At 57.6% G+C, this 24,993-nt stretch carries 20 protein-coding genes, 1 tRNA gene and 1 pseudogene; 16 read left to right on the forward strand and 6 right to left on the reverse strand.

Going from position 1 to position 24,993, the window contains the following annotated elements:
- Nucleotides 1-58: 58 nt before the first annotated feature.
- Nucleotides 59-146: transfer RNA gene (locus BW958_RS01345), tRNA-Ser, on the forward strand.
- 259 nt (nucleotides 147-405) lie between these two features.
- Here the strand turns inward: BW958_RS01345 and BW958_RS20620 are convergent.
- Both BW958_RS20620 and BW958_RS20625 read right to left on the reverse strand, forming a co-directional pair.
- Entirely contained in the window at nucleotides 406-573 is a 168-nt protein-coding gene (locus BW958_RS20620) for a PNPOx family protein (protein ID WP_256701795.1), read from the reverse strand.
- A gap of 45 nt (nucleotides 574-618) precedes the next feature.
- A pseudogene (locus tag BW958_RS20625) lies at nucleotides 619-981 on the reverse strand (pyridoxamine 5'-phosphate oxidase family protein); the annotation flags it as partial.
- A 145-nt stretch (nucleotides 982-1,126) separates the two neighbouring features.
- Here BW958_RS20625 and BW958_RS01355 point away from each other — a divergent pair.
- Genes BW958_RS01355 through BW958_RS01370 form a run of 4 tightly spaced genes read left to right on the forward strand, consistent with a single transcriptional unit; the run spans nucleotide 1,127 to nucleotide 4,990 of the window.
- Nucleotides 1,127-2,113 carry an iron-siderophore ABC transporter substrate-binding protein gene (locus BW958_RS01355; protein ID WP_083687207.1) on the forward strand — a complete coding sequence of 329 codons (987 nt, stop codon included), beginning with the start codon at nucleotides 1,127-1,129 and terminating at the stop codon, nucleotides 2,111-2,113.
- Between the two features lie 5 nt (nucleotides 2,114-2,118).
- Nucleotides 2,119-3,144 (forward strand): FecCD family ABC transporter permease, encoded by a 1,026-nt coding sequence (locus BW958_RS01360; RefSeq protein ID WP_076574074.1) that lies wholly within the window; start codon nucleotides 2,119-2,121, stop codon nucleotides 3,142-3,144.
- Entirely contained in the window at nucleotides 3,141-4,184 is a 1,044-nt protein-coding gene (locus BW958_RS01365) for a FecCD family ABC transporter permease (protein WP_076573585.1), read from the forward strand. Before BW958_RS01360 ends, BW958_RS01365 begins: the two co-directional genes overlap by 4 nt.
- Entirely contained in the window at nucleotides 4,181-4,990 is an 810-nt protein-coding gene (locus tag BW958_RS01370; RefSeq protein WP_076573586.1) for an ABC transporter ATP-binding protein, read from the forward strand. The genes BW958_RS01365 and BW958_RS01370 overlap by 4 nt, the downstream gene beginning before the upstream one ends.
- Before the next feature lie 46 nt (nucleotides 4,991-5,036).
- Here the strand turns inward: BW958_RS01370 and BW958_RS01375 are convergent, their stop codons facing one another.
- Nucleotides 5,037-5,918, reverse strand: a complete 882-nt coding sequence (locus BW958_RS01375; RefSeq protein ID WP_076573588.1) for a LysR family transcriptional regulator — start codon at nucleotides 5,916-5,918, stop codon at nucleotides 5,037-5,039.
- 119 nt (nucleotides 5,919-6,037) lie between these two features.
- Between BW958_RS01375 and BW958_RS01380 the strand changes: the two genes are divergently transcribed.
- Nucleotides 6,038-8,161, forward strand: coding sequence for a TonB-dependent siderophore receptor (locus tag BW958_RS01380; RefSeq protein WP_076573589.1), 2,124 nt, complete (start codon nucleotides 6,038-6,040; stop codon nucleotides 8,159-8,161).
- Between the two features lie 94 nt (nucleotides 8,162-8,255).
- On the opposite strand, the gene BW958_RS01385 is transcribed toward BW958_RS01380, so the two are convergent.
- The gene (locus BW958_RS01385) at nucleotides 8,256-9,362 is read right to left on the reverse strand and encodes a glycerol dehydrogenase (protein ID WP_076573591.1); all 1,107 of its coding nucleotides are present in this window, start codon (nucleotides 9,360-9,362) and stop codon (nucleotides 8,256-8,258) included.
- A gap of 611 nt (nucleotides 9,363-9,973) precedes the next feature.
- On the opposite strand from BW958_RS01385, the gene BW958_RS01390 reads away from it, so the two are divergent.
- The 9 genes from BW958_RS01390 (at nucleotide 9,974) to BW958_RS01430 (ending at nucleotide 20,437) form a co-directional block, all read left to right on the forward strand.
- The gene (locus BW958_RS01390; protein ID WP_083687208.1) at nucleotides 9,974-10,825 is read left to right on the forward strand and encodes an ABC transporter ATP-binding protein; all 852 of its coding nucleotides are present in this window, start codon (nucleotides 9,974-9,976) and stop codon (nucleotides 10,823-10,825) included.
- Nucleotides 10,818-11,696: an ABC transporter permease gene (locus tag BW958_RS01395; protein ID WP_076573592.1), complete on the forward strand. Its 879-nt coding sequence runs from the start codon at nucleotides 10,818-10,820 to the stop codon at nucleotides 11,694-11,696. The genes BW958_RS01390 and BW958_RS01395 overlap by 8 nt, the downstream gene beginning before the upstream one ends.
- The gene (locus BW958_RS01400; protein ID WP_076573594.1) at nucleotides 11,693-12,766 is read left to right on the forward strand and encodes an ABC transporter permease; all 1,074 of its coding nucleotides are present in this window, start codon (nucleotides 11,693-11,695) and stop codon (nucleotides 12,764-12,766) included. Before BW958_RS01395 ends, BW958_RS01400 begins: the two co-directional genes overlap by 4 nt.
- Nucleotides 12,767-12,815: 49 nt before the next feature.
- Nucleotides 12,816-13,820 carry an ABC transporter substrate-binding protein gene (locus BW958_RS01405; protein ID WP_076573596.1) on the forward strand — a complete coding sequence of 335 codons (1,005 nt, stop codon included), beginning with the start codon at nucleotides 12,816-12,818 and terminating at the stop codon, nucleotides 13,818-13,820.
- A gap of 97 nt (nucleotides 13,821-13,917) precedes the next feature.
- The gene (locus BW958_RS01410; RefSeq protein WP_143232981.1) at nucleotides 13,918-14,604 is read left to right on the forward strand and encodes a TetR family transcriptional regulator C-terminal domain-containing protein; all 687 of its coding nucleotides are present in this window, start codon (nucleotides 13,918-13,920) and stop codon (nucleotides 14,602-14,604) included.
- Nucleotides 14,605-14,853: 249 nt separating this feature from the next.
- Nucleotides 14,854-16,260: an NAD(P)-dependent oxidoreductase gene (locus BW958_RS01415; RefSeq protein ID WP_076573598.1), complete on the forward strand. Its 1,407-nt coding sequence runs from the start codon at nucleotides 14,854-14,856 to the stop codon at nucleotides 16,258-16,260.
- The gene (gene preA, locus BW958_RS01420; protein WP_076573600.1) at nucleotides 16,253-17,569 is read left to right on the forward strand and encodes an NAD-dependent dihydropyrimidine dehydrogenase subunit PreA; all 1,317 of its coding nucleotides are present in this window, start codon (nucleotides 16,253-16,255) and stop codon (nucleotides 17,567-17,569) included. The genes BW958_RS01415 and preA overlap by 8 nt, the downstream gene beginning before the upstream one ends.
- A 128-nt stretch (nucleotides 17,570-17,697) precedes the next feature.
- The gene (hydA, locus tag BW958_RS01425; RefSeq protein ID WP_076573601.1) at nucleotides 17,698-19,149 is read left to right on the forward strand and encodes a dihydropyrimidinase; all 1,452 of its coding nucleotides are present in this window, start codon (nucleotides 17,698-17,700) and stop codon (nucleotides 19,147-19,149) included.
- A 22-nt stretch (nucleotides 19,150-19,171) separates the two neighbouring features.
- Nucleotides 19,172-20,437, forward strand: a complete 1,266-nt coding sequence (locus tag BW958_RS01430) for a Zn-dependent hydrolase (protein WP_076573603.1) — start codon at nucleotides 19,172-19,174, stop codon at nucleotides 20,435-20,437.
- Between the two features lie 61 nt (nucleotides 20,438-20,498).
- Here the strand turns inward: BW958_RS01430 and BW958_RS01435 are convergent, their stop codons facing one another.
- Together BW958_RS01435 and BW958_RS20460 are read right to left on the reverse strand one after the other, a co-directional pair.
- Nucleotides 20,499-22,376 carry a methyl-accepting chemotaxis protein gene (locus BW958_RS01435; RefSeq protein ID WP_076573605.1) on the reverse strand — a complete coding sequence of 626 codons (1,878 nt, stop codon included), beginning with the start codon at nucleotides 22,374-22,376 and terminating at the stop codon, nucleotides 20,499-20,501.
- A 251-nt stretch (nucleotides 22,377-22,627) separates the two neighbouring features.
- Nucleotides 22,628-22,846, reverse strand: a complete 219-nt coding sequence (locus tag BW958_RS20460; protein WP_179078801.1) for a hypothetical protein — start codon at nucleotides 22,844-22,846, stop codon at nucleotides 22,628-22,630.
- Between BW958_RS20460 and BW958_RS01440 the strand changes: the two genes are divergently transcribed.
- Nucleotides 22,845-24,962, forward strand: a complete 2,118-nt coding sequence (locus tag BW958_RS01440) for an alpha-galactosidase (protein ID WP_179078802.1) — start codon at nucleotides 22,845-22,847, stop codon at nucleotides 24,960-24,962. The genes BW958_RS20460 and BW958_RS01440 overlap by 2 nt on opposite strands.
- Nucleotides 24,963-24,993: the final 31 nt, after the last annotated feature.

Raw genomic sequence — 24,993 nt, forward strand, 5'->3', positions numbered from 1 at the left:
AGTCTGAGGGGGGATTTACAAGGCCAGCCGGCAACGTTAGTATTCACGCCACTGCTGCGGAGGGGTGGCAGAGCGGCTTAATGCAACGGTCTTGAAAACCGTCGATGGGCGACCATCCGTGGGTTCAAATCCCACCTCCTCCGCCATTCATACATCCGGCAATGTCCGAGAAAATCCAGAAACCCGCATGGCTCAAGGCTTTGCGGGTTTTTTGTTGTCCGATTAAATCCGCCAAGATCCTAGGGAAGCCACAGTTTTTTGGTACACGGGATGGTACATACTCTGATGTACCAAAAAAGACGTGTACCAAAAAATGGAGTTAGCATCATGCCTCGGATCTCTCGCCCTCTGACCGATACCCAGATCAAGAACACCAAGCCGGCCGAGCGTGTGCTTACCTAACGGTTAGCGCGAATGCTTTTCAACCTGTTGATCTTTAATGATGTTAAGCAGCGATGGGAGAAATTCACGGGCTTGGTAAGCGTCTTGGTTCCATAGTCCGGCTTTCATCAGGGCCTTGGGACAGTGAAACAGCAGCGTGTCGATGGCCACCTTGATAACCAGCTTGGGCACAGCGCTTCCATCAAGGCACTCTGACCGGCTGGCGTCATCCACATGAATGGATGCAGTGCCCCTTATCCGAACCACCTTTTCAATCCCGGGAACGGCAAACAACATGCCGATCTTGGGGTTCTCGAGCAGGTTGGTCAGTGTATCCAGCCGGTTGTTACCCGGACTGTCAGGAAAGCCAAGAGTCTAGTCATCGAATACTTTGACAAATCCGGCCTCGCCGCCGCGCGGCGATACATCCACAAAACCATCTTTGGTTTGTGAGGCGAGAAAAAACAGGGTGCTGTGTTCGATAAATGTCTGGGTATGCTTATCGATATGGTGGAGATCTTTTGCAACGGCCAACGGGGCCGGCATGCTGTAAAACTCCCGGAGTTGTTCCAGTGTTGTTATCTGACTCATCACACTCATTCTCTTTGGTTATCGGTTATGAACTATTTGTAATTGATAATTTCGTATAAATACTAATAGTTTCTATTATCATAGCCAACTCATGATATCGAGCCTCACGTCACGCCGACAAAAATAGTGATTCGTTTGAGTAGAGACCAAGTTGATGTCTATTGTTAAAGCGATTGTTCTCACCCTTGTATTATCCCTGGCCAGTTCACTCAGTTGGGCAGAAAATAACACCCCTTATCCAATCAAAATTACCCATGCTTTTGGCACCACAGTGATTAAGAAAAAACCGGTGCGTGTTGCCACGGTGGCATGGGCTAATCATGAAGTGCCGCTGGCACTGGGCATTGTTCCGGTGGGCTTTGCCGCTGCAACATTTGGTGATGACGACGGAGATGGCGTTTTACCTTGGGTAAAGGCTCGATTGGATGCATTGCATGCCCCTGTGCCCGCCTTATTTGATGAAGGGGATGGTATCGATTTTGAAGCGGTTGCGGCCACTAAACCCGATGTAATTCTCGCCGCCTATTCGGGATTAAGTCGCTCGGATTATGAAACCCTGAGCATGATTGCCCCTGTGGTGGCCTATCCTGCTGCACCATGGGCAACCGATTGGCGCAGCATGATTCGTATTAACAGTTTGGGATTAGGCATGGCGCAAGAGGGGGAGGCGTTAATTAAGAATATTGAGCAGGATATTGCCCAGCGCCTTACAAAATATCCCGAGCTACACCATAAAACAGCGATGTTTATTACGCACCTCGATCCTACCGATTTAAGTGTGCTGCGGTTTTATACGGCGAACGATACGCGCGTCAAATTCTTTGCTGATTTGGGACTGTCTTCCCCAAACAGTATCAAACAGCTAAGCCGCTCTGGGCAATTTTCGGGCGAGACCAGCATTGAACAAGTCGATGCCTTCGATGATGTGGACTTGTTTGTCACTTATGGCGGTGATGCGTTGTTAAGGCCGCTCTCTGCAAATCCCTTGATGGCCAGGATGCGTGCCGTCAAGCAGGGCTCCATCGTCATGCTAGGCAGTGGCGCGTTGGCTACTGCCGCAACGCCCACACCCTTATCCATTCCCTGGGTTCTGGATAATTATCTGGAGGCGTTAGCGGTGGCTGCTCGTAAGGTGAAATGAGCGGCATGCCATTGAAACGTCGCATCTTATCAAACGCGCCTCACTGGCATCGCTCAGTGAGCCTGATTGCGATGATCATGCTGCTGGTCATGCTCAGCCTGCTCTCCGTGACATTTGGCACCCGAGATGTGTCGTGGGTCGAAATAACCCGAGCCTTGCATGGTGAGGTTAATACACTGGGGGAAGCCGCCGTGACCATGCGTATTCCTCGCACAGTGTTGGCGATGGTGGTCGGTGCATCACTCGGTGTTGCCGGTGCCGTCATGCAAGGGGTGACCCGTAATCCTTTGGCTGACCCCGGCATTCTCGGTGTGAACATTGGCGCTGCATTTTTTGTCGTTATTGGGCTGGCCTGGTTTGGCATCGAGCAGCTGCAAAGCTATGTGTGGCTGGCGATTTTGGGCGCGGCCGTGACGGCAGCCTTTGTCTATACCATCGGCGCTATGGGGCGTGGCGGAGCGACACCTTTGAAGCTGGCTTTGGCAGGTGCGGCCACCTCTGCCGCCTTGTCATGTTTTACCCTGGCGGTTGTGCTGCCGCGCAATGACATTGCTGGCGGTGTGCGCTCTTGGCAAATTGGCGGGGTCGGTGGCGCGACCTTTGAGGCGATGTACTCTGTGCTGCCGTTTATGTTGGCGGGATGGCTCATCACCATCACGACCGCAAGAAAACTCAATAGTTTGGCCCTGGGCGATGAACTGGCCGCGGGGCTCGGTGAGCGTGTGGCCTGGGCCAGAGGGAGCGCCGGACTCGGTGCCATCTTATTGTGCGGCGCCGCCACGGCCATTTGCGGGCCGATCGGTTTTGTCGGATTAGTGGTTCCGCATTTTTGCCGATTGCTGGTGGGCGTCGATCACCGTTGGTTGTTGCCTTTCTCTGCACTCGGTGGGGCCAGTTTGCTGCTGCTTTCCGATATTATCGGGCGTCTGATTTCCCGGCCGAGCGAATTGGCGGTCGGGGTAGTGACGGCGTTTATTGGTGCCCCCTTCTTTATTTGGGTCGTTCGTCGTCAACGGGTCAGGGAATTATGAGCGATACGCAAGTTAGCCTTAGCAATAGGGTAAAAGCGGTACGCTTGCAACGCACACGCCGTTGGCAGCGGATGATTATCGCGCTGCTGGTTATCTCGGGCGCAGGTTGGTGGATGACACTATTGCTGGGGCAATCTTATATTCCACCCTCGGTCGTGTGGCAGGTGCTCAGTGGCGATCAGGTTCCTGGCGCCGGCTTTACGGTGGAATATTTGCGCTTGCCGCGCGCACTGGTATCGCTGCTGGTGGGGATGAGTTTTGGTATGGCCGGGGTGGCTTTTCAAACCATGTTGCGCAATCCATTAGCCAGCCCGGATGTGGTCGGTGTCTCCTCTGGTGCGAGCGCCGCGGCGGTGTTTGCCATCGTGGTATTGAACATGGACGGTGCATCCATTGCGCTCTTTTCCATTGCAGCCGGATTAGTGGTCGCGATCTCAGTTTATGGGCTTTCCTATCGCAATGGTGTGGCTGGAACTCGGCTTATCCTAATTGGGATCGGCGTGTCCGCGATGATTGAAAGCGCCATTTCCTATCTCTTGTCTCAGGCGAGCTCATGGGATTTGCAAGAGGCAATGCGCTGGCTGGCGGGCAGCGTTAACTCGGTGCAACTGTATCAGGCGCTGCCTGTGCTGGTTTCTCTTCTCGTTTTTGGCGGTCTGTTACTACAGCGCAGCAAGGATATCGATGCCTTGCGATTGGGTGATTCGACTGCTGCGGCCTTGGGGGTTAATGTTGGTCTGACTCGGCTGGTGGTGATGGTGTGCGCGGTCGGGTTGATTGCTGTTGCTACAGCGGTGACGGGGCCGATTGCCTTTGTTGCGTTTTTATCCGGCCCGATTGCCGCAAGGTTGGTCAGATCAAGCGGGTCACTGTTTATTCCATCGGCATTGGTCGGGGCGAGCTTGGTGTTATTCGGTGATTATATCGGCCAGTTTTTATTGCCCAGTCGTTATCCCGTGGGCGTGGTGACCGGCGCGCTCGGTGCTCCGTATTTAATCTACCTCATCATTCGTGTGAATAATAAAGGGGGTACCCTGTGACCATCGCTCACCGCATGGTAGTTGAGCAGTTATCTGCTGGCTATGGGGAACAGGCCATCTTGCAGGATGTGAATGTCAACATCATGCCCGGCAGTATCACGGCAATTGTTGGGGCTAATGCCTGCGGAAAATCGACCCTGCTGCGAACCTTGTCCCGCTTATTGGCGCCAACGCAGGGGCAAGTATTATTAGATGGAAAATCGGTCCATCATCTTCCCACTCGTCTGCTGGCGCGAACGTTAGGATTATTGCCGCAATCGCCCATCGCACCGGAGGGGATCACGGTTGGCGATTTGGTGGGGCGGGGGCGACATCCCCATCACACCTTTATGTCGCGTTGGAGTAGCCAGGATGATGCGGCTGTGGCTAATGCCCTGGCGATGACCAAAACAGACTCACTTATCGACAAAGACGTGGATCAGCTTTCCGGAGGTCAGCGGCAGCGCGTCTGGATTGCAATGGCATTGGCGCAGGAAACCAATATTTTACTGCTCGATGAGCCCACCACCTTTCTTGATGTCACGCATCAAATTGAGGTGCTGGATTTATTGGTTGATCTCAACATTAAGCGGGGCATTACCATCGTGATGGTTCTGCATGATCTTAATCTTGCTGCGCGTTACGCCGACTACCTGTTAGCGATGAAAAATGGCCAAGTATATGCCCATGGCCAACCTCGTGCTGTGCTAACCCAAGAGATGATTTTTGCGGTATTTGGGTTACACAGTCAGTTGATTCAAGATCCGGTTTCGCATATTCCCATGATGATCCCTATTGGGCGACACAAGCTGAATCAGACGTTCTGAATCATAGCTAACCCCACCCATGATGATATCGTGGGTGGGTTGTCAATTAAAAATTGGGGAGGAGTTTAATAAATTCGCTGAGGGCGGGGTTATCGTAGCTGCGTTTATAAATAAAGTGCAGCATCGTCGTCTGCGGCAAAATATCCAGTGCGGTATAGCGAATCATCTTGGATTGACGACTGAAGTGGCGCTCATTGACAATCGCCACACCATTCCCCGACGCGACCAACCCCAGCATGGTGCTCTCACCGTGTGCCCACTGAGTGATGACTGGTTTCCATTGCATCTCTTGAAACAGCGCCTCTTGCCAATCGTAGTAACTGGGATCGGTGCTTCTGGGCAGGCGAATGGCGGAAAACTGGTTTAGCTCTTCGACCGTGATGGAGCAAGGGATCTGGATATCCCAACTGGCGGGGTAGGCGAGAACCAGTTTATCGTCAGTGACGGGTTGCACTATATATTCAGAGGGGAGTACCGGGAAGTGATACAAAAAAGTGCCGTCGATTTGATCCAGCTCCAGGCGCTTTAGCAATACCATCGGTGTATCGGAGTAAACCTCCAGATCGACTTCGAGATTGGTCTGATTAAACTGGTTCACGCACTGAGTAATTTCACCTTCCCATAAGACGAAATCGGGTGCCCCTAGCGCGAGCGAGCCATATTCCGTGTGCATCAACTGACGAATTCTCTCATTCGCATCGTCGATTTGACGTAAGATAGCTCCCAACTCCTTCTGATAGACCTTGCCGGCCCTATTCAAACGCAACCCTCTTGGCAGGCGATCAAACAGCTCTACGCCGAGTTCAGATTCCAGTTCTTTTATTTTTCTTGAAATGGCCGGTTGTGTGACATGCACGCGTTGGGCTGCAGAGCGGATATTTTGGGTTTCAGCTACAGCCAAGAAATACTTCAGTTGCCGTAATTCCACTCGACTTCTTTCCCTATCGGCATCGATCGATGTCTAGATATTAATATTCATCACTGCAAATGACAAGTATTATCATTTGCAGTATCAAAAATAAAGAATTCAAACGGAACTGAAAAACCATGAATATGACGAGTGGTAGTTGCAAGTCTTTGCCAAAAATACCTTATAAATTCAAATATCTGTGGGTATGCTGCGCCTCTGTGCTAGCTTGCTCCGGGGTCGCCTTTGCACAAGATGAAAGTGACGACCAGCAGGCCGATGCCTATCGCATCAATCCCATCACAGTGTACGGTCAGCCCGAAGCCGATGATAGCGAAACCACCGTCGCCAAAGAGCTGTGGGTGGGTGGCAAAGTTGCGACCAGTGTGCTCGATACGCCGGCAATGGTCTCGGTTATTACTGAAAAAGAGATCAATCAGCGCGGAGCGAGCACCACCGAAGAGGTGTTGCAATATTCGCCGGGGCTGGTCACCGACTATTACGGCTCGGATGATCGCAACGATTACTTCAGCATCCGTGGTTTTGATGCCACGACTTATCGTGATGGTTTGACGCTTGGCTCGATGCGCAGTGTGCGTGAAGATCCCTATGCCTATGAACGGGTTGAAGTGATTCGCGGGGCTAACTCGACGCTGTTTGGCCCGGCAGATCCGGGCGGCTCGGTCAACTTTGTCAGCAAGCGGCCCAAATTCGAACGCTTTGGCGACACCTATGTCTCTTATGGTTCGTTTGACAGTAAAGAGGTCGGGGTAGATGTGGGTGATACGGTCAATGCCGACAAGACAGTGGCGGTTCGTTTTACCACCAAACTCAAGCAAGGCGCGTTGGAATATGATCACTCCAAGGATGACTCCCAGTTGGTGATGGGCGGAGTGACCTGGCAACCTTCGTCGGACACGACAGCCAGTCTGCTGGTGGATTATCTTGGTCGCGACTCCACACCAAATAGTGGCGGTTATCCGCTGGATAAAGAGTACGATCGCAGTAATTTCTATGGCGAGCCTGATTACAACAAACATGATGTGTCACGAACCAATATTACCGCGCAAATCTCCCATTATATTACCAGTGACCTGAAGTTGAGTTCTAATCTGCGTTATAGCGATTTGACAGATAACTTCGGGTATGTTTATCTGTATGATTACACAGGTCGCACCGGTAGTGATATATCTCGCTATTACTTTGGTACCGATTCGTCATCACATGAACTGATTGGTAATACTGTGTTGCAGTATGATGCGAGTTTTGATCGTATCGACAGCAGTTCTTTGATTGGACTGGAATATAGTGATACATCAAACCACACCAAGTCAGTCTACGGTTCAGCCAGTAGCATCAATATTGACAACCCTGTTTATAGTGGTGTGCCTACTATTGGTTCTCCTTATAGTAAAAATGATCAGGACTACAAAAATAAATCAGCTTTTATACAGCAAAACCTCTCATTGGATGATCGTTATATTCTGACGCTGGGCGCTCGTCATGATTATCTGGACTTGGATAATCGTGATATCAATGGCGTTAAAACCAGTGGTGATTTTTCGGAGACATCACTTCGTGCAGCGTTGACCTACAAAGTGACTCATGAATGGTCCACCTATGTCAGCCACGTTGAGTCTGTTGCACCACCTTCGATTGGCGTAAAACCGGAACGTGGCGAGCAAGTTGAGCTCGGTGTGAAGTATGCCCCCGAGTCTATCGATGCACTGTTCTCTGCCGCCATTTATGATCTGAACAAAAAAGATGTCACCATTGCTGTTGTTCAACCAAGTGGTGTTATAGAACGGCAGACCGTAGGAGAAACCCGGGTCAGAGGTCTTGATCTGGAGATGAAAATGGAGGTTGCTGATAATTTCAACCTTACCGGCGGTTACTCCTATATGCACTCTGAAGTCGTTCGCGGTACAACCAGCTCCGGTACTTCACAAGAAGGAAATGAGTTTGCTAGCACCCCAAATCATTCCGCATCTCTGTGGGGCTATTATACTCTGCCGATTGAAACAATGGATGTGGGGCTCGGGGCTCGCTACATTGGTAGCTATTACTTTGACCTGAATAATACCGCGAAAAGCGAAGCGGCCACTTTGCTTGATGCTGCGTTTAAATATCGGATGAACAAGTCCACTAATCTGACCGTCAATGTGGATAACCTGACCGATAAGCAGTATGTCGTCGGCTCTGGCACAGCCAATTACTACAACCCGGGCCGTACGTTCAATGCGGCGATTCACTACACCTGGTAAATGAACGGCCGCATTTAAATGTTGCGGTGAGACAAGCCGGGCTGATATCACATCGGCCCGGATTTTTTATTTCCTTAATGCTGGCGCTCGCCCATCACCGGGCAAACTGCTGCCGGAATTGGCGACCCAACGCGTCGGCAACCAGCAAGGCGGCATAGACCGCATCGGCGGTGACACCGCCCGGCATATTGTGGATGGTTTCTCCTTCGGCGCAGGCTGCCTTGGCAACGGTCTTCATCTTCTCGGGGATGCCTTGGGTAATACCCAGCTGCTCGAGGGTGATGGGAAGACCCACGGCGCAACATAGACGCGCAACCTTTTCTATCTCGTCACTCGGCGCATCTTCCAGCACCAGCTGGGTCAGGGTACCGAACGCCACTTTTTCTCCGTGATAGTAGTGGTGGGTATCGGCAATGGCGGTCAGGCCATTGTGCACGGCGTGGGCGGCAGCCAGCCCACCGCTTTCAAAGCCAACGCCACTTAGGTAGGTGTTGGCTTCCACCACCTTCTCCAAAGCCGGGGTGACCACATGGGCTGCGGCGGCCAGCATGGCTTTTTCCCCCTCGGCCAGCAGGGTGTTGTAGCAGAGCTCGGCCAGTGCCAAGGCTGATTGAGTGCTGCGTCCACCGGCCATAGTGGTGGCGTGACTGCGCGAGCAGGCACGGGCCTCAAACCAGGTGGAGAGGGCATCGCCTATCCCGGCGGCCAGCAGCCGGGCCGGAGCCCCCGCGACGATGGTGGTATCGACCACCACCATGTTGGGGTTGGCCGGCAGCAGCAGATAGCGTTCGAACTCGCCGCTGTCGGTATAGATAACCGACAGCGCGCTGCAAGGGGCGTCGGTGGAGGCGATGGTCGGGGCAATCACTACCGGCAGTTTCATAAAGTGAGCGACCGCCTTGGCAGTATCGAGGGTCTTGCCGCCGCCGATGCCGAGGATCACCGAGCCGTGCGCCGCACGGACCTTGTCCTGCAGCCGATTAATCTCGCTTTGGCAGCACTCGCCCCCAAACGGGGCAATATCGAGTTCGACTCCTTCACGGGCAAAGCCAGTGCGCAGTCGCTCTTCCACCAGACCCAGCACAAACTTGTCGCCGATGATAAAGCAGTGTTGACCGAGCAGTTTGACATAGCTGGCGAGGCTATCGACGGCGCCGGCTCCCTGTATATATTTGCTCGGGGATTGAATGACTTGTTGCATATGATCTCTCCTGTCGAACGGTGTTTGGCCGAGGCACCGTCTGGTCGGCAGGATACTCACCGCTTGCCGCAAGGCGTTGCCGGGCATGGAATGGGAGTGACCGTTTGTCGCCCGCAGCATCGGCCTGCCCAAAGAGCAATCCTTTGCTACCGGGCACAGCGAATGTGGGGAGCTGACACATCCCTCTGGTCACGCGTCAGACCTGTTATGACAGTGACCGAGTGCACAAACTTTGCGGGGGATCCCATTTTCGGCGCAATCAGATGGGGTCTTTTAGATATATCTTTCTTCTTGTTGATAATCATCGATTCATTGTGCTGGTCTGCTGCGCAATGGCCATTTTTTACCAAATATAGAGCAAGAAAATGCCATCGTTTATGTGGTGTCACGCCGTGATGGGTGGGTGACAGGAACAGGACGTTGATTGCGCCATTTTGGCTCAGCTGCACGAAATTTATGCACCATGATTGTTTAATGACCATTCATAGGGCAGGGCAGTTGGCGCGCTAATTTATTAAAAATAGAGTATAAACAATGTGTTATGAGTTGGCATGGGCTCTGCAAAGCAAAACTTAACCAATTAGTCAGAAAATGCAGAGGCAAGGATGGCCATGTCGCATTCCCTACAGTTGTTCAGCACGCCAGAGGCTCCCGTTTCAACCCCGTCAGCTGAGGTCACCGCGCTGGCGGCACGGCCGACTATCATCGCCCGTCAGGCCAATGTCATCTATCCGGCAGCCGACAAGCCGGTACACGCCCTGCACGACATCGATCTCACCATTCGTCAGGGGGAGTTTGTCTCCCTGATCGGCCCATCGGGGTGTGGCAAGACCACCTTGCTGCGGGTCATTGCAGACTTGGAGCCCATCACCTCGGGTCAGGTGCTGGTCAATGACGTCACCCCGAGCGAAGCGCGCCAAGCGGGCGCTTATGGCTATGTGTTTCAGGCGCCTGCCTTGTTTCCGTGGCGCACCGTATTGGCCAATGTGATGTTACCGCTGCAGATCCAGGGGCGTTTGCCGGCCGAGGCCGAGGAGACCGCCCGTGAGCAACTGGCGCGGGTTGGACTCTCGGGGTTTGAAGGCAAATATCCGTGGCAGCTGTCGGGAGGCATGCAGCAGCGGGTCTCGATTGCCCGCGCGCTGGGCTTTAAGCCAAAGATCCTGATGATGGATGAACCGTTCGGTGCACTCGACGAGATCACCCGCGATCACCTCAACCAGCAGTTGCAGGAGTTGTGGCGCGCCGAGCAGCGCACCGTGGTGTTTGTGACCCATTCGATTGCCGAAGCGGTCTATTTGTCTACCCGCATCGTGGTGATGTCGCCGCGTCCGGGGCGCATCGTGCGGGTGATTGAATCGACCCTGCCCACCGAGCGCACCCTGGCGCTGCGCGATAGCCCCGAATTCATGCAGCTCGCCCACGAGGTGCGCGAAGCATTGGCGGAGGGGCATCATGAGTAGCCACACCCTGCGCCAGCACCTGCTGCCGGTGTCGGTGGTGGTGCTGATTGGATTGCTCTGTTGGTATCTGCTGACTATCGGCCTCAATGCGCCGGGCACCATTGCCCGGGTGTTGCCCAAAGATGGCAGTTGGGGTTGGCAGGCTCTGGTCGAATCAACCCTGTCTATGTCACGGCCGGTGCTGCCGGCGCCCCACCAGATCGTGGCCGATATCTGGGTCAGCCTGACGCACTGGCCCATCACCTCACCGCGTAACCTGCTGCTTCACACCTGGGTGACCGCCAGTGCGGCACTGACCGGGTTTGCCATGGGGGTCGTGTTGGGCTTGTTGCTGGCGGTGCTGATCGTCCATTCGCGCACCCTCGACAGGGCCCTGCTGCCCTGGATTGTGGCCTCGCAGACGGTACCGGTGCTGGCGATTGCGCCCATCGTGCTGGTGATCCTCGGCAGCCTCGGCATCACCGGTATGCTGCCCAAGGCGGTGATCGCCATGTATCTGTGTTTCTTCCCGGTGACGGTGGCCATGGTGCAGGGGCTGCGCGCGCCACAAAAGCTGGAGATGGAGTTGCTGCATACCTATGGCACCGGCCAGCTCGACACCTTCTTTGTCTTGCGGTTGCCCTCGTCGCTGCCATTCCTGTTTCCCGCCTTTCGGGTGGCGATTGCCAGCGGGTTGGTTGGCACCATGGTGGCCGAGTTGCCCACTGGCGCCCAGGCCGGTCTTGGCTCGCGACTGCTGACCGGCTCTTACTACGGCAACACGGTGCAGATTTGGTCGGCGCTGGTGATGGCGTCGCTGCTCGGGGTGGGTCTGACCGCGCTGGTCAGCCTGATTGAACGCATGGTCATGAAGACAAGGAGCGCCCGATGAGCAAACCGGTTTACCTTGCGCCGCTGCTGGCCCTGACGCTGGCGCTGCTGGCGTTAACCCAAGGCATCAGCGCGGCTGCGCTCAGTGTCACTGCCCTGTTGCTGCTGGGCTGTGTGTGGGCGCTTTGCAGCGCGGACTCGCTGGCCGGACTTGCCGGTGTGCTGGTGGTGTGCCTGTTGGTGGCTTGGCGCTTACTGGTGGGTGATAGCTTACCCCTGCCTGCGAGTGGTTACTGGCTGCAGGTGTCGGGGCTGGCGCTGCTTGCCCATCACAGTGTGCATCGGCTGGCGCACCTTGAGCATGCCCTTGCGCCGCAAGGGGCGGTCGCCGGTTTATTTGGCCTGTGGCTGCTCTTTTTCTGGCAACTGCTGGTGACTCGCTTTGGCGTGCCGCAGGTGCTGCTGCCCACCCCTCTGGCCATCCTTGAGGCGCTGCTTGGCAATCTTGGATTGCTCGCAGGCGACGTGGTGCAGACCGTCATCAAGTCAGTGTTGGTCGGCTATCTGCTGGGCTGCGGCGCCGGCATTGCCTGCGGCATCCTGATCGAACGCTTTCCGTTTGCCCAGCGTGGTCTGCTGCCGCTGGCCAACCTCACTAGCACCATTCCGCTGGTCGGCGTGGCACCGATTGCGGTGATGTGGTTTGGCTTTGACTGGCCATCGAAGGCGGCGGTGATTGTGCTGGTGACCTTTTTTCCGGCGCTGGTCAGCACGCTGGCGGGTTTGCAGGCGACCGGCAAGCTGGAGCGTGAATTGATGCACTCCTACGCGGCCACACCGCGCATGACCCTCTTGGCGCTGCGCTTGCCTGCGGCAATGCCGTTTATCTTCAACGCGCTCAAGGTTAACTCGGCGCTGGCGCTGATCAGCGCCATCGTGGCCGAGTATTTCGGCTCGCCGACCGCGGGGCTCGGATTTCGGATTTCTGCCGAGGCGGCGCGCATGCACATGCCGATCGTCTGGGCAGCCATTGTGGTGGCCTCGCTGATTGGCTCGGGCTGCTACGCCGTGCTGGTACGGTTGGAGCGACGGGTGACCTTCTGGCACCCGGCGATCCGCAGTGCCCACTAATGACATCTGCTTACAAACGGACTTGATGTTCACCATGGAGGATAGAGCAATGACCAGACACACCACGTTTCGTCACAGCCTGCTGGCGACTGCCTTGCTGGCCCTTGGCAGCACCGCCGCAGTGGCCGCCGAGAGCGTGACCCTGCAGCTTAAATGGGTGCCGCAGGCGCAGTTCGCCGGCTATTACGTGGCCCAGGAGAAGGGCTTTTATAAGGATGCCGGGCTGGATGTGACCATCAAGCCGGGCGGCACCGATATTTCGCCGGTACAGGTGATTGCTGGCAAGTCAGCCGATGTCATCGTCAACTGGATGCCCGATGCGCTGGCGGCCCGCGAGGCCGGGGTGCCGCTGGTCAATATCAGCCAGATCTTCAATCGCTCCGGCATGATGCTGACCTGTAAAAAATCGAGCGGTATCAGCACGCCCAAGGATCTCAAGGGCAAGACGCTGGGGGTCTGGTTTGGGGGTAACGAATACCCCTTCTTTAACTGGATGGCCAAGCTTGGCTACAAGCCGGATGTGGACATCAAGGTGCTCAAGCAGGGCTTTAACGTCGACCCCTTGCTGCAAGGGCAGGCCGACTGCATCTCGACCATGAATTACAACGAATACTGGCAGCTGATCGATGCCGGCATGAAGCCTGAAGAGCTGATCACCTTCGCCTATGAAGATCAGGGCGCCTCGACTCTGGAAGATGGTCTCTATGTGCTCGGGCCGGAGCTTAAAGACAAGGCGTTTGTGAGCAAGATGGCCAAGTTCGTCAAGGCGACCATGGCCGGCTGGAACTATGCGGTGAAGCATCCGAAAGAGGCTGCCGAAATCGTGGTCGCGCAAGATCCGTCAGGGGCCAGCACCGTCGAGGTGCAGGAGCGGCAGATGGAGAACGTGGCCAAGCTGATTACCGCGAGCGACAAGGAGGGGTATCTTGATCCGGCCGCTTATCATCGCACCGTCCAGGTGCTGCTCAGTGGCGGCAGCTCACCGGTTATCAAGAAAGATCCGGGTGATGCAGCCATGTCCCATGTGGTGTGGGACGCAGCGGCCAAGCTCTGATCGGATGTGACGCAGTGATGGACAGGGCGCCTTGGTATCGGGGCGCCCTTCTTTTATCATCAGAGGGCGCAAACGCATGCAGGTATCGATGGCGACCATGAGTTCACAACAACCGATCAGTGCCGAGACCCCCTCTTTTACCCTGCTCGATGAGAGCAACCTCACCGATGAAGAGGCCAAAGGGCGGATTCGACGCAATAACGAGGCGCTGATCCTGGCTGCGGCCGAGCGCACCTTTGCCCAAAGCGGCTTCAAGAGCACCACCATGGCGCAGATTGCCGACGAGGCGGGGTTGCCCAAGGCCAACTTGCACTACTACTTTGGCAACAAGCAGACCCTCTATCTGCATGTGCTCGATACGGTGCTGCACGACTGGCTGGCACCGATGGATTCCATCAAAGCCGATGCCGATCCCAAGGTCGCGCTAGAGTCTTACGTGCGCCAGAAGATGGCCCTCTCGTTTGCCCGTCCGGATGCTTCACGGCTGTTTGCCAACGAATTGCTGCAAGGGGCCAAGGTGATCCACGGTCTGCTTGGTGGCGAATTGCGCGATCTGGTGGTCAGTAAATCCGCCGTGATTGATAGCTGGATCCAGGCGGAGAAAATCCGCCCCATCGACAGCACACATCTGTTTTTCTCCATCTGGTCGATGACCCAGACCTACGCCGATTTTGATATCCAGATCCGCGCCGTGACCGGCGATCCGGTCAATTTGGCCGATGAGCAGGAGCGCGCCACCCGCCATGTGCTCAGCGTGGTATTTCGGGCCTGCGGGCTTGAGTAGTGCACACCTGAGTCAGTCGCCCACGCGTTGAGCACTTTTGCAGCAAAATCTGCTCGCAACTGGTGCATTTCTCACCAAAACGAACAGTCTGTAACCTGCGTCAGCGTGGTGATACGGGCTGTTTTGCCTTTTTTTTGAACGTTTCTGACCATTCGGTCAACTTGGCACGATCGTCGCTTTCTCCTCTCTTGTAATCCTAACCAGTTGGTCAGGATTGCTGGAAGCCATGTCTCAAGGAAGGAGCGAGCAATGAATAACAGAACGCCTGTCGGGGTTGATACGCCCGGCATTGTGGCGGGACGCTTGCCGGATCCGGTTTATGTCGCCCAGTTTAGCGACAGCCATCCGCCACTGACGTCCAGCCAAGCGCTGGTAGAAGCCGAGCGCTGCTACGGCTGCTACGACGCCCCCTGCACCAGTGCCTGCCCGGCCGGGATCGATGTGCCGCGCTTTATCCAGCGCATCGCCCAGAAAAATATCCGGGGTGCCGCCTACGCCATTCTCGATGCCAACGAGTTGGGCGGGATCTGCGCCCGGGTTTGTCCGACCGAAGCCCTGTGCGAGCAGGTGTGTGTGCGCAATACCCAAGAAGGCAAACCGGTCGAAATCGGCCTGCTGCAGCGCTATGCCACTGACACCTATTTTGTCGATCCGGGCAAGCCGCTGTTTCATCGCGCCGCCCTGAGTGGTAAGCGGGTCGCCGTGGTCGGTGCCGGTCCGGCCGGACTCACCGTGGCGCACCGTCTGGCGCGTCTCGGTCATAACGTGGTGCTTTTTGAAGCCAAGCCTAAGTTGGGCGGCCTTAATGAATATGGTCTGGCCAGCTACAAGACCACCGGCGATTTTGCCCAGCACGAGATTCGCTGGCTGCTGTCAATTGGCGGTATTTCGGTGCGCACCCATCAAATGCTTGGGCGCGACATCCACCTTGATGCACTGCGCGCCGAGTTTGATGCCGTGTTTCTGGGAATGGGGCTCGCTGGCGTCAATGCGCTGGGGATCCCCGAGCCTGCCGCCAGCGGGCTGGAGGAGGCGGTCGATTTTATCGCCAGATTGCGCCAGTGCGACGATCTGGCCAGCTTCCCGGTCGGCCGTCAGGTCGTGGTCATCGGCGGTGGAATGACGGCGGTCGATGCCGCGGTGCAGGCCAAAAAGCTGGGCGCCCGCGAAGTCACCATGGTCTATCGCCGCGGCGAAAGTGCCATGAAAGCCTCGGCCGTGGAGATTGATTGGGCGCGCAGCAACGGCGTCACCATCCGCCATTGGGCGGCGCCAAAAGCGGTGCACAGCGCAGAGGGTAAGGTCACCGGCATCACGCTGGCCGTCACCTGCGAGCAGGGCGGTCGCTTGGTCGAAAGCGGTGAGACCTTCACCCTGCCGGCCGACATGATCCTCAAGGCCATCGGCCAGACCTATGTCAGCGAGCCGGCGGGCGCTGGATTGATGCTGCAAGATGGCCGCATTGCGGTGGACGAGCAGGGGCGCACCTCGCTGCCCGGCGTCTGGGCCGGCGGTGACTGTGTCGCGGGTGGGCTGGATCTCACCGTCGATGCGGTCCGGCTTGGCAAGCTTGCCGCGTTTTCTATCGATGCCACCTTGCGCGCCGCCGATGGCGCAGCGTCCGATGCACTGGTCGAGGAGTCCTGTCATGGCTGATATCAGCAGCAATTTTCTGGGCATCAAGAGCCCGAACCCGTTCTGGTTGGCCTCGGCGCCGCCCACCGACAAGGAGTACAACGTGGTGCGCGCCTTCGAGGCCGGGTGGGGTGGCGTGGTGTGGAAGACCCTCGGGATCGATCCCCACGTGGTCAATGTCAGCGGCCCCCGTTACGGCACCCTGCGCGGGCCGGATCGGCGGGTGATTGGTCTTAACAACATCGAGCTCATCACCGATCGCACCCTTGCCATCAACCTTGAGGAGATCGCCCGGGTCAAGCGTAACTGGCCCGATCGCGCCGTCGTGGTGTCGATCATGGTGCCGTGCGATGAAGCGTCGTGGAAGTTCATCCTGCCGCTGGTCGAGCAGACCGGTGCCGATGGCATCGAGCTCAACTTCGGCTGCCCGCACGGCATGAGCGAGCGCGGCATGGGGGCTGCGGTGGGGCAGGTGCCCGAGTACATCGAGATGGTGACCCGCTGGTGTAAGCAGTACTGCTCGCTGCCGGTTATCGTCAAGCTCACCCCCAACATCACTGACATCCGTTACCCGGCGCGGGCTGCCCATCGCGGCGGCGCCGATGCGGTGTCACTGATCAACACCATCAACTCGATCATCGGTGTCGATCTCGATGCCATGGCGATGAGCCCCAACACCGGCGGCATGGGGTCGCACGGCGGTTATTGCGGTACGGCCGTCAAGCCGATTGCCCTGAACATGGTGGCCGAGATCGCCCGTGACGGTGAGACGCGTGGGATGCCCATCTCCGGCATCGGCGGCGTGTCTACCTGGCGCGACGCTGCCGAGTTTATCGCGCTGGGCTGCGGCACGGTGCAGGTCTGCACCGCCGCCATGGTGCACGGTTTCTCGATTGTGCAGGACATGATCAGCGGCCTGGAGAACTTCATGGATGAGCGAGGCTATCGCACCATCGACGATTTCCGGGGTAAGGCGGTGCCCACCGTGACCGACTGGCGTTACCTCAACCTCAACCATGTGGAAAAGGCGGTGATCGACCAAGAGAGCTGCATCAAGTGCGGCAAGTGCCACATCGCCTGCGAGGACACCTCGCACCAGGCCATCACCAGCATCAAAAACGGTGAGCGCCATTACGAGGTGAAAGAAGAGGAGTGCGTCGGCTGCAATCTGTGCGCCTCCATCTGCCCGGTCGAGAACTGCATCACCATGCGCGCACTGGCGCCGGGTGAAGTGGACCTGCGTACCGGCCGGGTGGTCAGCGGTGATTATGCCAACTGGACCACTCACCCCAACAATCCGATGGCCACACCGGCCAGTGAAGTGGCGTAACGACGCGGCCGGTCAAGTCCGGCCGCTAATCCTGCCCCCGGATGGTGGGGCAGGGGGCACATCTCGCTGCACTGGCACGTTCGCTGCGTGGCTGGAGTAGCACTTGTTAATCAACAGAGGGATCCGGGATGAACAAGAGTGTATTGATTCGGGGGGGCACGGTCGTTAACGCCGACCGTGAGTTTCGTGCCGATGTATTGTGCGTTGATGGGGTGATTGCGGCGGTGGGCGAGAGTCTGACGGCTCAGGCGCCAGCCGGGTGCTCCGTGGTGGATGCTGGCGGTCAATATGTGCTGCCGGGCGGCATCGATCCGCATACTCACATGAATTTCCCGTTTATGGGCACCACCACGGTGGATGACTTTTACAGCGGCACCTCGGCCGCGCTGGCCGGGGGCACCACCTCGATCATCGATTTTGTGATTCCCAATCCCAAGCAGCCCCTGATGGAGGCCTATCGTATCTGGCGGAGCTGGGCCGAGCATGCGGCGTCGGATTACGGTTTCCATGTGGCGATCACCTGGTGGGACGAGAGCGTGCACCGCGACATGGGCACGCTGGTGCGCGAAGAGGGGGTCAACAGCTTCAAGCACTTTATGGCTTACAAGAACGCCATCATGTGTGACGACGAGACGCTGGTGAACAGCTTTCGCCGCTCGCTAGAGCTGGGCGCCATGCCGACCGTGCACGCTGAAAACGGCGAGCTGGTGTTCCTGCTGCAACAAGAAGTGGCCCGCATGGGCATCACCGGTCCGGAAGGGCATCCGCTGTCGCGCCCGCCCATGGTGGAAGGTGAAGCGGCCAACCGAGCCATCGCCATCGCTGAGGTGCTGGGCGTGCCCATCTATGTTGTGCACGTCTCTTGTCAGGAGTCGGCCGATGCTATCGCCCGGGCCCGGGCGCGTGGACAGCGGGTTTATGGCGAGGTGCTGGCCGGACACCTGGTTATCGATGACAGCGTCTATCGTGACCCTGATTTCACCCGCGCCGCCGCCCATGTGATGAGCCCGCCGTTTCGCTCCAAACCACATCAGGAGGCGCTGTGGCGGGGCCTGCAATCGGGTCAGCTGCATACGACGGCCACCGATCACTGCACCTTCTGCGCCGCCCAGAAAGCCGCGGGTCAGGGCAATTTTGCCAAGATCCCCAACGGTTGCGGCGGGGTGGAAGAGCGCATGGCGGTGATTTGGGATGCAGGCGTGAACAGCGGCCGACTGACCCCGAGCGAGTTTGTCGCCATCACCTCGGCCAACACCGCCAAGCTGTTTAACCTCTATCCGCAAAAGGGGTTGGTTGCGCCGGGGGCCGACGCCGATCTGGTGGTGTGGGATCCGTCTGGTCACAAGACCCTGTCGGCCAAGACTCATCACTCGAAAAACGACTTCAACATCTTCGAGGGGCGCACCGTGCAGGGCATCCCGACCCATACCTTAAGCCAAGGCAAGCTGGTGTGGGTTGACGGGGATCTGCGCACCGTACCGGGCGCGGGTCGCTATCTCAAACGCCCGGCATTCGGCCCGCAATTTACGGCCAATGCGCTGCGTGCTCAGGTCGAAGCCCCGACCGCGGTCGAGCGTTAACCGATTCAAGGAGAGAATCAGCATGGATACCAAAACCTGTGATGCCAGCGTGGTAACGGATCTTCGTGTCAATGGTGAGCGGCTGTGGCAGTCGCTGATGGATCTGGCCAAAATCGGTGCGACCCCCAAGGGCGGGGTGTGCCGGCTGACCCTGACCGATCTGGATCGTCAAGGGCGCGATCTGGTGATCAGCTGGGCGCGCGAGGCGGGCCTGTCGGTCACCATCGACAAGATTGGCAACGTCTTTATGCGCCGTGCCGGGCGCAACAACATGCTGCCGCCGATCATGACCGGCAGCCATATCGATACCCAGCCGACTGGTGGCAAGTTTGACGGCAACTTCGGGGTGCTGGCTGGCCTTGAGGTGATCCGGACTCTCAATGATTACGATATCGAGACTGAAGCCCCGGTGGAGCTGGCTTTCTGGACCAACGAGGAGGGATCGCGCTTTGTGCCGGTGATGATGGGCTCAGGGGTGTTTGCCCATATCTTTACCCTCGAGCATGCCTATGCCGCCAAGGATATCGACGGCAAGACGGTGGGGGAGGAGCTGGCGCGCATCGGCTATATCGGTGATGAAGAGCCGGGCGATCACCCCATCGGCGCCTACTTCGAGGCGCACATCGAGCAGGGGCCGATTCTGGAAGACAAAGAGATCACCATCGGAGTGGTGCAAGGGGTGCTCGGTATTCGCTGGTATGACTGCGTGGTGACCGGGATGGAGGCGCACGCCGGCCCGACCCCGATGGAGCTGCGTAAAGATGCCATGCAAGTGGCGGCGCGCATCATGCAAGAGGTGGTGGCGATCGCCCATCGCTTCGGCCCGCATGGGCGCGGCACCGTCGGCATGGTGCAGGTGTTCCCCAACAGCCGAAACGTGATCCCGGGGCAGGTCACCTTCTCCATCGATTTTCGCAACATGACCGATGCGCTGGTGGATGAGATGGACGCCGCCCTGCGCGCCTATGTCGGCACTGTCGAGCAAGAGACCGGGCTTGGGGTGGCGATTACCCAGGTGTCGCACTATCCGGCAGCGCCGTTTCACCCCGATTGCAAGGATGCGGTGCGCCGCGCCGCCCAGCGCCTTGGCTACTCGCACATGGATATCGTCTCTGGGGCGGGACACGATGCGGTCTATATGTCGATGCTGGCGCCAGCGGGCATGATCTTCATCCCCTGCAAAGATGGCATCAGCCACAACGAAATCGAGGACACCCAACCCGAGCAGGTCACCGCCGGCACCAACGTGCTGCTCCATGCCATGCTTGAGCGCGCCCGCGTGGTGTAAGCCTTATCGTTGTGAAGATAAGAAAACCCGGGCCAGCCCGGGTTTTCTGTTTTTAAGCGATTTAGATGCGGAACATCCCAATCTGACCGTTTAGCTCGCCCGAGATGCTCTCGAGTTCACTCGCCAGCTGATTGGAGTTTTGCGCCTGACCGGCCAGCTCGTCCGAGACATCCTTGACCGCCTGAATATTGCGGCTTACCTCGTCGGTGACCGAGCGCTGCTCTTCGGCGGCGCTAGAGATCTGGGTTGCCATCTGTGAGATACGGTCAATCGATTCGACAATCTGCTCGAGGGCCTGGGTCGCTTCACCGGCATCCCCCACGCTGTTTTGTGCCAGCAACTGGCTCTCTTGCATGGTGCCGACGGCGCTTTGGGTGTTGCGCTGCAAGGTCTCGATCATGGTGCGAATTTCGACCGTGGAGCTGTGGGTGCGCTGGGAGAGCACCCGCACTTCGTCGGCCACCACGGCAAAACCTCGCCCCTGCTCACCGGCGCGGGCGGCTTCGATGGCGGCGTTGAGCGCCAGCAGGTTGGTCTGCTCGGCGATGCCTTGAATGGTGGAGAGGATGGTGTTGATCTCCTGGGTGTTTTTCTCGAGCTCACGAATGGTGCCGGAGGCGTGCTCCACCTGGGAGGCGAGATCGGTGATAGAGCGCTGGTTACGGGCAATCACCTGTTTGCCCTGCTCGCAGTTGCTGGCCGAGGCGCGGGCGGCATCGGCGGTCTGCTCGGCGTTGCTGGCCACCTCGACGGCGGTGGCCGACATCTCGTGCACGGCGGTGGCGATGAGGGAGATCTCGTTTTGCTGACGTGACAACCCTTGCGTGGTCTCACCGGCCATCTGGTGCGAGCGGATCGCCTGTTGGTTCAGTTGCCCGGCCGAGCTTGAGATGTCGCGTACCATGGCGTGAATGCGGTCAATAAAGGTGTTGACGTGCTTGGCGACGGCGCCCACCTCGTCGTGCCGCTCAATCTGGATGCGGCGGGTCAGATCGCCGTTACCGCGCGACAGGGCAGCAATCGCCTCGCCCAAGGTCGAGAGCGGCGCCAGCGAGCCACGGATCGCCAGATAGGAGATACCGGCCACGATCAGGATAGTGAGCAGACCCTGCCAGATAGCAGAGGTGATCATTCGGCTGACCGCCTGATAAGCGACCTCTTTGTCGATGACGATGCCGTAATACCAGTCGGTATCGGGCACTTGGGTTAGCTCAAACAGGCTCGGTTTGCCGCCTATCTCATACTCGGAGATGGCGCCGTCGTGGGCAATCTCCTGAATACGCACCGGGGTGAGCTCCGGGAAGATCTCGCTGCTCTGCTTCATGGCGAGGCTCTGATCCGGGTGGGCGATAATGGTGCCGTGGCTGTCTACCAACATGGCGTAGGCACCCTCCATCTTCATCGACAAAATGCTCTGCACCAGCGCATCGATGGAGATGTCACCGGCGATCACGCCACGGGTGTTACCGCGCAAAAAGGGCTCGGCGATGGTGATGACCAGACTGCCTTGCGAGGCCCCCATGTAGGGCGGGGTGATGATGAGATGGCCGGCGCTCATGGCGCTCTGATACCAGGGACGTTTGCGCGGATCATAGCCTGCCGGCACATTGGAAAAATGCCCCTCAATGTATTTGCCATCTTCGGCCCCCGAGTAGACCAGCTCGAAGTGACCGGATTTCTCAGCCTGTGCCAGATAGGTGACCGGTTCGTCTTGCAGGGCATAGGCCTCTTTGGCTGCCTGCACCATGGCCACCCGTGCCTGCAGCCAGTGGGTGATCCCTTGCACGCTGGCATTGGAGCTGACACTAATCGTATCGCCGACCAGTCGGCGCGTTTCGGCGCCCAGTTGACGGGTGTTGTACCAGACCTGCAGCGCAGTGATGACGATGATGAGGGTACTGATCGCGATCACCAGCTTGTTCTTAATCGATAAGTTCATCCGGTAAATCCTTCTAACCTTTAGGGATTTGGTATTTCTAACCTTATATCGACCTAAAAATCCGACTTTATACTGCGGCAGCCCGGGAAATTGTTAAGCCCGTGATCGAAGGCACATTGGTGCCGTGTGGTTTGTCAATATGGCGACCGGGGCAGGCGGGCAGTGGGTCAGGTCTGATTTTGATGCGCTCGGCTTACAACTGTAAACGATTACAGTTGGTGGTTTCACTCATTGGTTGTGTGGTTATGCTGTCACCCTGAATTGAAACCGGTAACAGGTGTGCGCTGACGCGCATAAACGCCGGTTTTATCGTGATCATGATCACTAAACGGCGTTAAGAATAGCTCCCAATTGTAAACGTTTCCACTGGTGTAGCCAGGATCACAAAAACGCGAGTCGTAAGCTTTTATGATGCCTGCCAATGGTGCGGTCGCACCATTCGACTCTGCAACACCGGGCTCAGACATCATGAACGACATCGTTACTCTGCGTGGGCGCCACAGCGCGCTGCTTATCTCTGTCGGCGATCAGGCTGACATCCTCTACTGGGGCAAGGCGTTGACCACCTCCTGCGATCGTGATGCCCATGTGGCACTGGCGCGTGCCGTGCCTTATGGCCGGCTGGATGTGGATGTGCCGCTCTCGCTGTTTCCTGAATCTGGACGCGGCCTGTTTAGCAGTCCGGCGCTGGAGGGGCATCGGGAAGGGCGTGACTGGTCTGCCGTGTTTGTGCTCAGAGAGATCAAGCAGGAGGGGCAGAGCTTAACGCTGGTCAGTCGCGATGCGGTGGCTGGCTTGCAGCTGGTCAGTGAGATCACGCTCGATCCGCAGCACGATGTGCTGAGCCTGCGCCATACCCTCACCAACTTAGGCGCCACCCCCTATCAGGTCAACCGCCTGGCCAGCACGCTGCCGCTGCCAGAGCGGGCCACCGAGTGTCTCTCTTTCTATGGCCGCTGGGTGCATGAATTCCAGCAGCATCGCCATTCGCTGCGCCACGGTGGCTATCAGCAGGAGAACCGCCGTGGTCGCACCTCGCACGAGCACTTCCCGGCCCTGGTGGTTGGCAATCAGGGTTTTGGCGAGCAGCACGGTGAGGTGTGGGGCATGCATCTGGCCTGGAGCGGTAACCACCGGCTGCGGGTGGACGTCAAAGCGGACGGCCGCCGTTTTATGCAGGCTGAAGCGCTCTATCTGCCCGGCGAGATGAGCTTGGCTCAAGGGGAAAGTCTCGCGACGCCCTGGCTCTATGCCAGCTATAGCCCGGTGGGCCTCAATGTCATGAGCCAGCATTTTCACGGCTTTGTGCGTGAACACATTGTGCGCTTCCCCGAGCCCAAGGCGCGGCCGGTGCATCTCAACACCTGGGAGGGGATCTATTTTGACCACGATCCCGCCTACATCATGGCGATGGCGACCGAAGCGGCGCGGATGGGCGTGGAGCGTTTTATCATCGATGATGGCTGGTTTCGTCGGCGCAACAACGACAAGGCAGCCCTCGGTGACTGGTATCTGGACTCGCAGAAATACCCCGAGGGTCTCGAGCCGGTGATCGCGCATGTGCGCGGGCTCGGGATGGAGTTTGGCCTGTGGGTCGAGCCCGAGATGATCAGCCTGGATTCAGATCTCTATCGCCAGCACCCCGACTGGCTGCTGGCGCTGGAGGGTTACTCCCCGCCGACCGGCCGCAATCAATATGTGCTGGATCTGCAAAACCCCGCCGCCTTTGCCTATCTCTGTGAGCGGCTCGATGCGCTGCTCGGGCGTTACGCCATCAGCTATCTCAAATGGGACATGAACCGCGAAGTGGTGCAGCCCGGCCATGCCGGACGGGCCAGCCAACAGGCCCAGGTCGAGGCGGTCTATCGCCTGATGGACTGGGTACGTGAGCACTATCCACAGGTTGAAATCGAAGCCTGCGCCGCCGGCGGTGGCCGCATCGACTATGAGGTGCTCAAACGGGTGCACCGCTTCTGGCCGTCCGATAACAACGATGCGCTGGAGCGTCAGATTATTCAGCGTGGCTTTAGCTACTTCTTCCCGCCCGAAGTGATGGGCTCCCACATCGGTGCCACTCACTGCCACGCCACCCGGCGCGTCTCCGACATTCATTTTCGCGGCATCACAGCGCTGTTTGGCCATATGGGCATTGAGCTCGACCCGGTGCGCGAAAGTAAGCAGGAGAAGGCCGGATTTAGCCACTACATCGCCCTGCACAAACGCTATCGACCGCTGCTGCACAGTGGGCAAACCCTGCGCATCGACAGCGATGACAGCGAGCAGCAGGTGATTCATGGCGTGGTGGGCGCGGACGGGCGCCAAGCGCTGGTGATGGTCGCCCAGATGGGGATGCCCACTTACTCCTTTAGCGGCGTGCTGCGTATCCCCGGCTTGCAGAGCGAGACCCGTTACAAGGTGTCGCTGATTGCCTGTGCCAGCAACCTGCGTAGCGGCATCGTCAACCGCCAGCCGGCCTGGATCGATACCCCGGTGGAGTTGAGTGGCGAGTGGCTGGCGCAAGCGGGCATCACCATGCCGATCCTCGACCCTTCCACCGCCATCCTGATCGAGCTGACGGCGGTTTAACCGAATAATTCGAAGCAATCACACACAAAAG

This window comes from Aeromonas sp. RU39B (assembly GCF_900156095.1).
GTDB lineage: Bacteria > Pseudomonadota > Gammaproteobacteria > Enterobacterales > Aeromonadaceae > Aeromonas.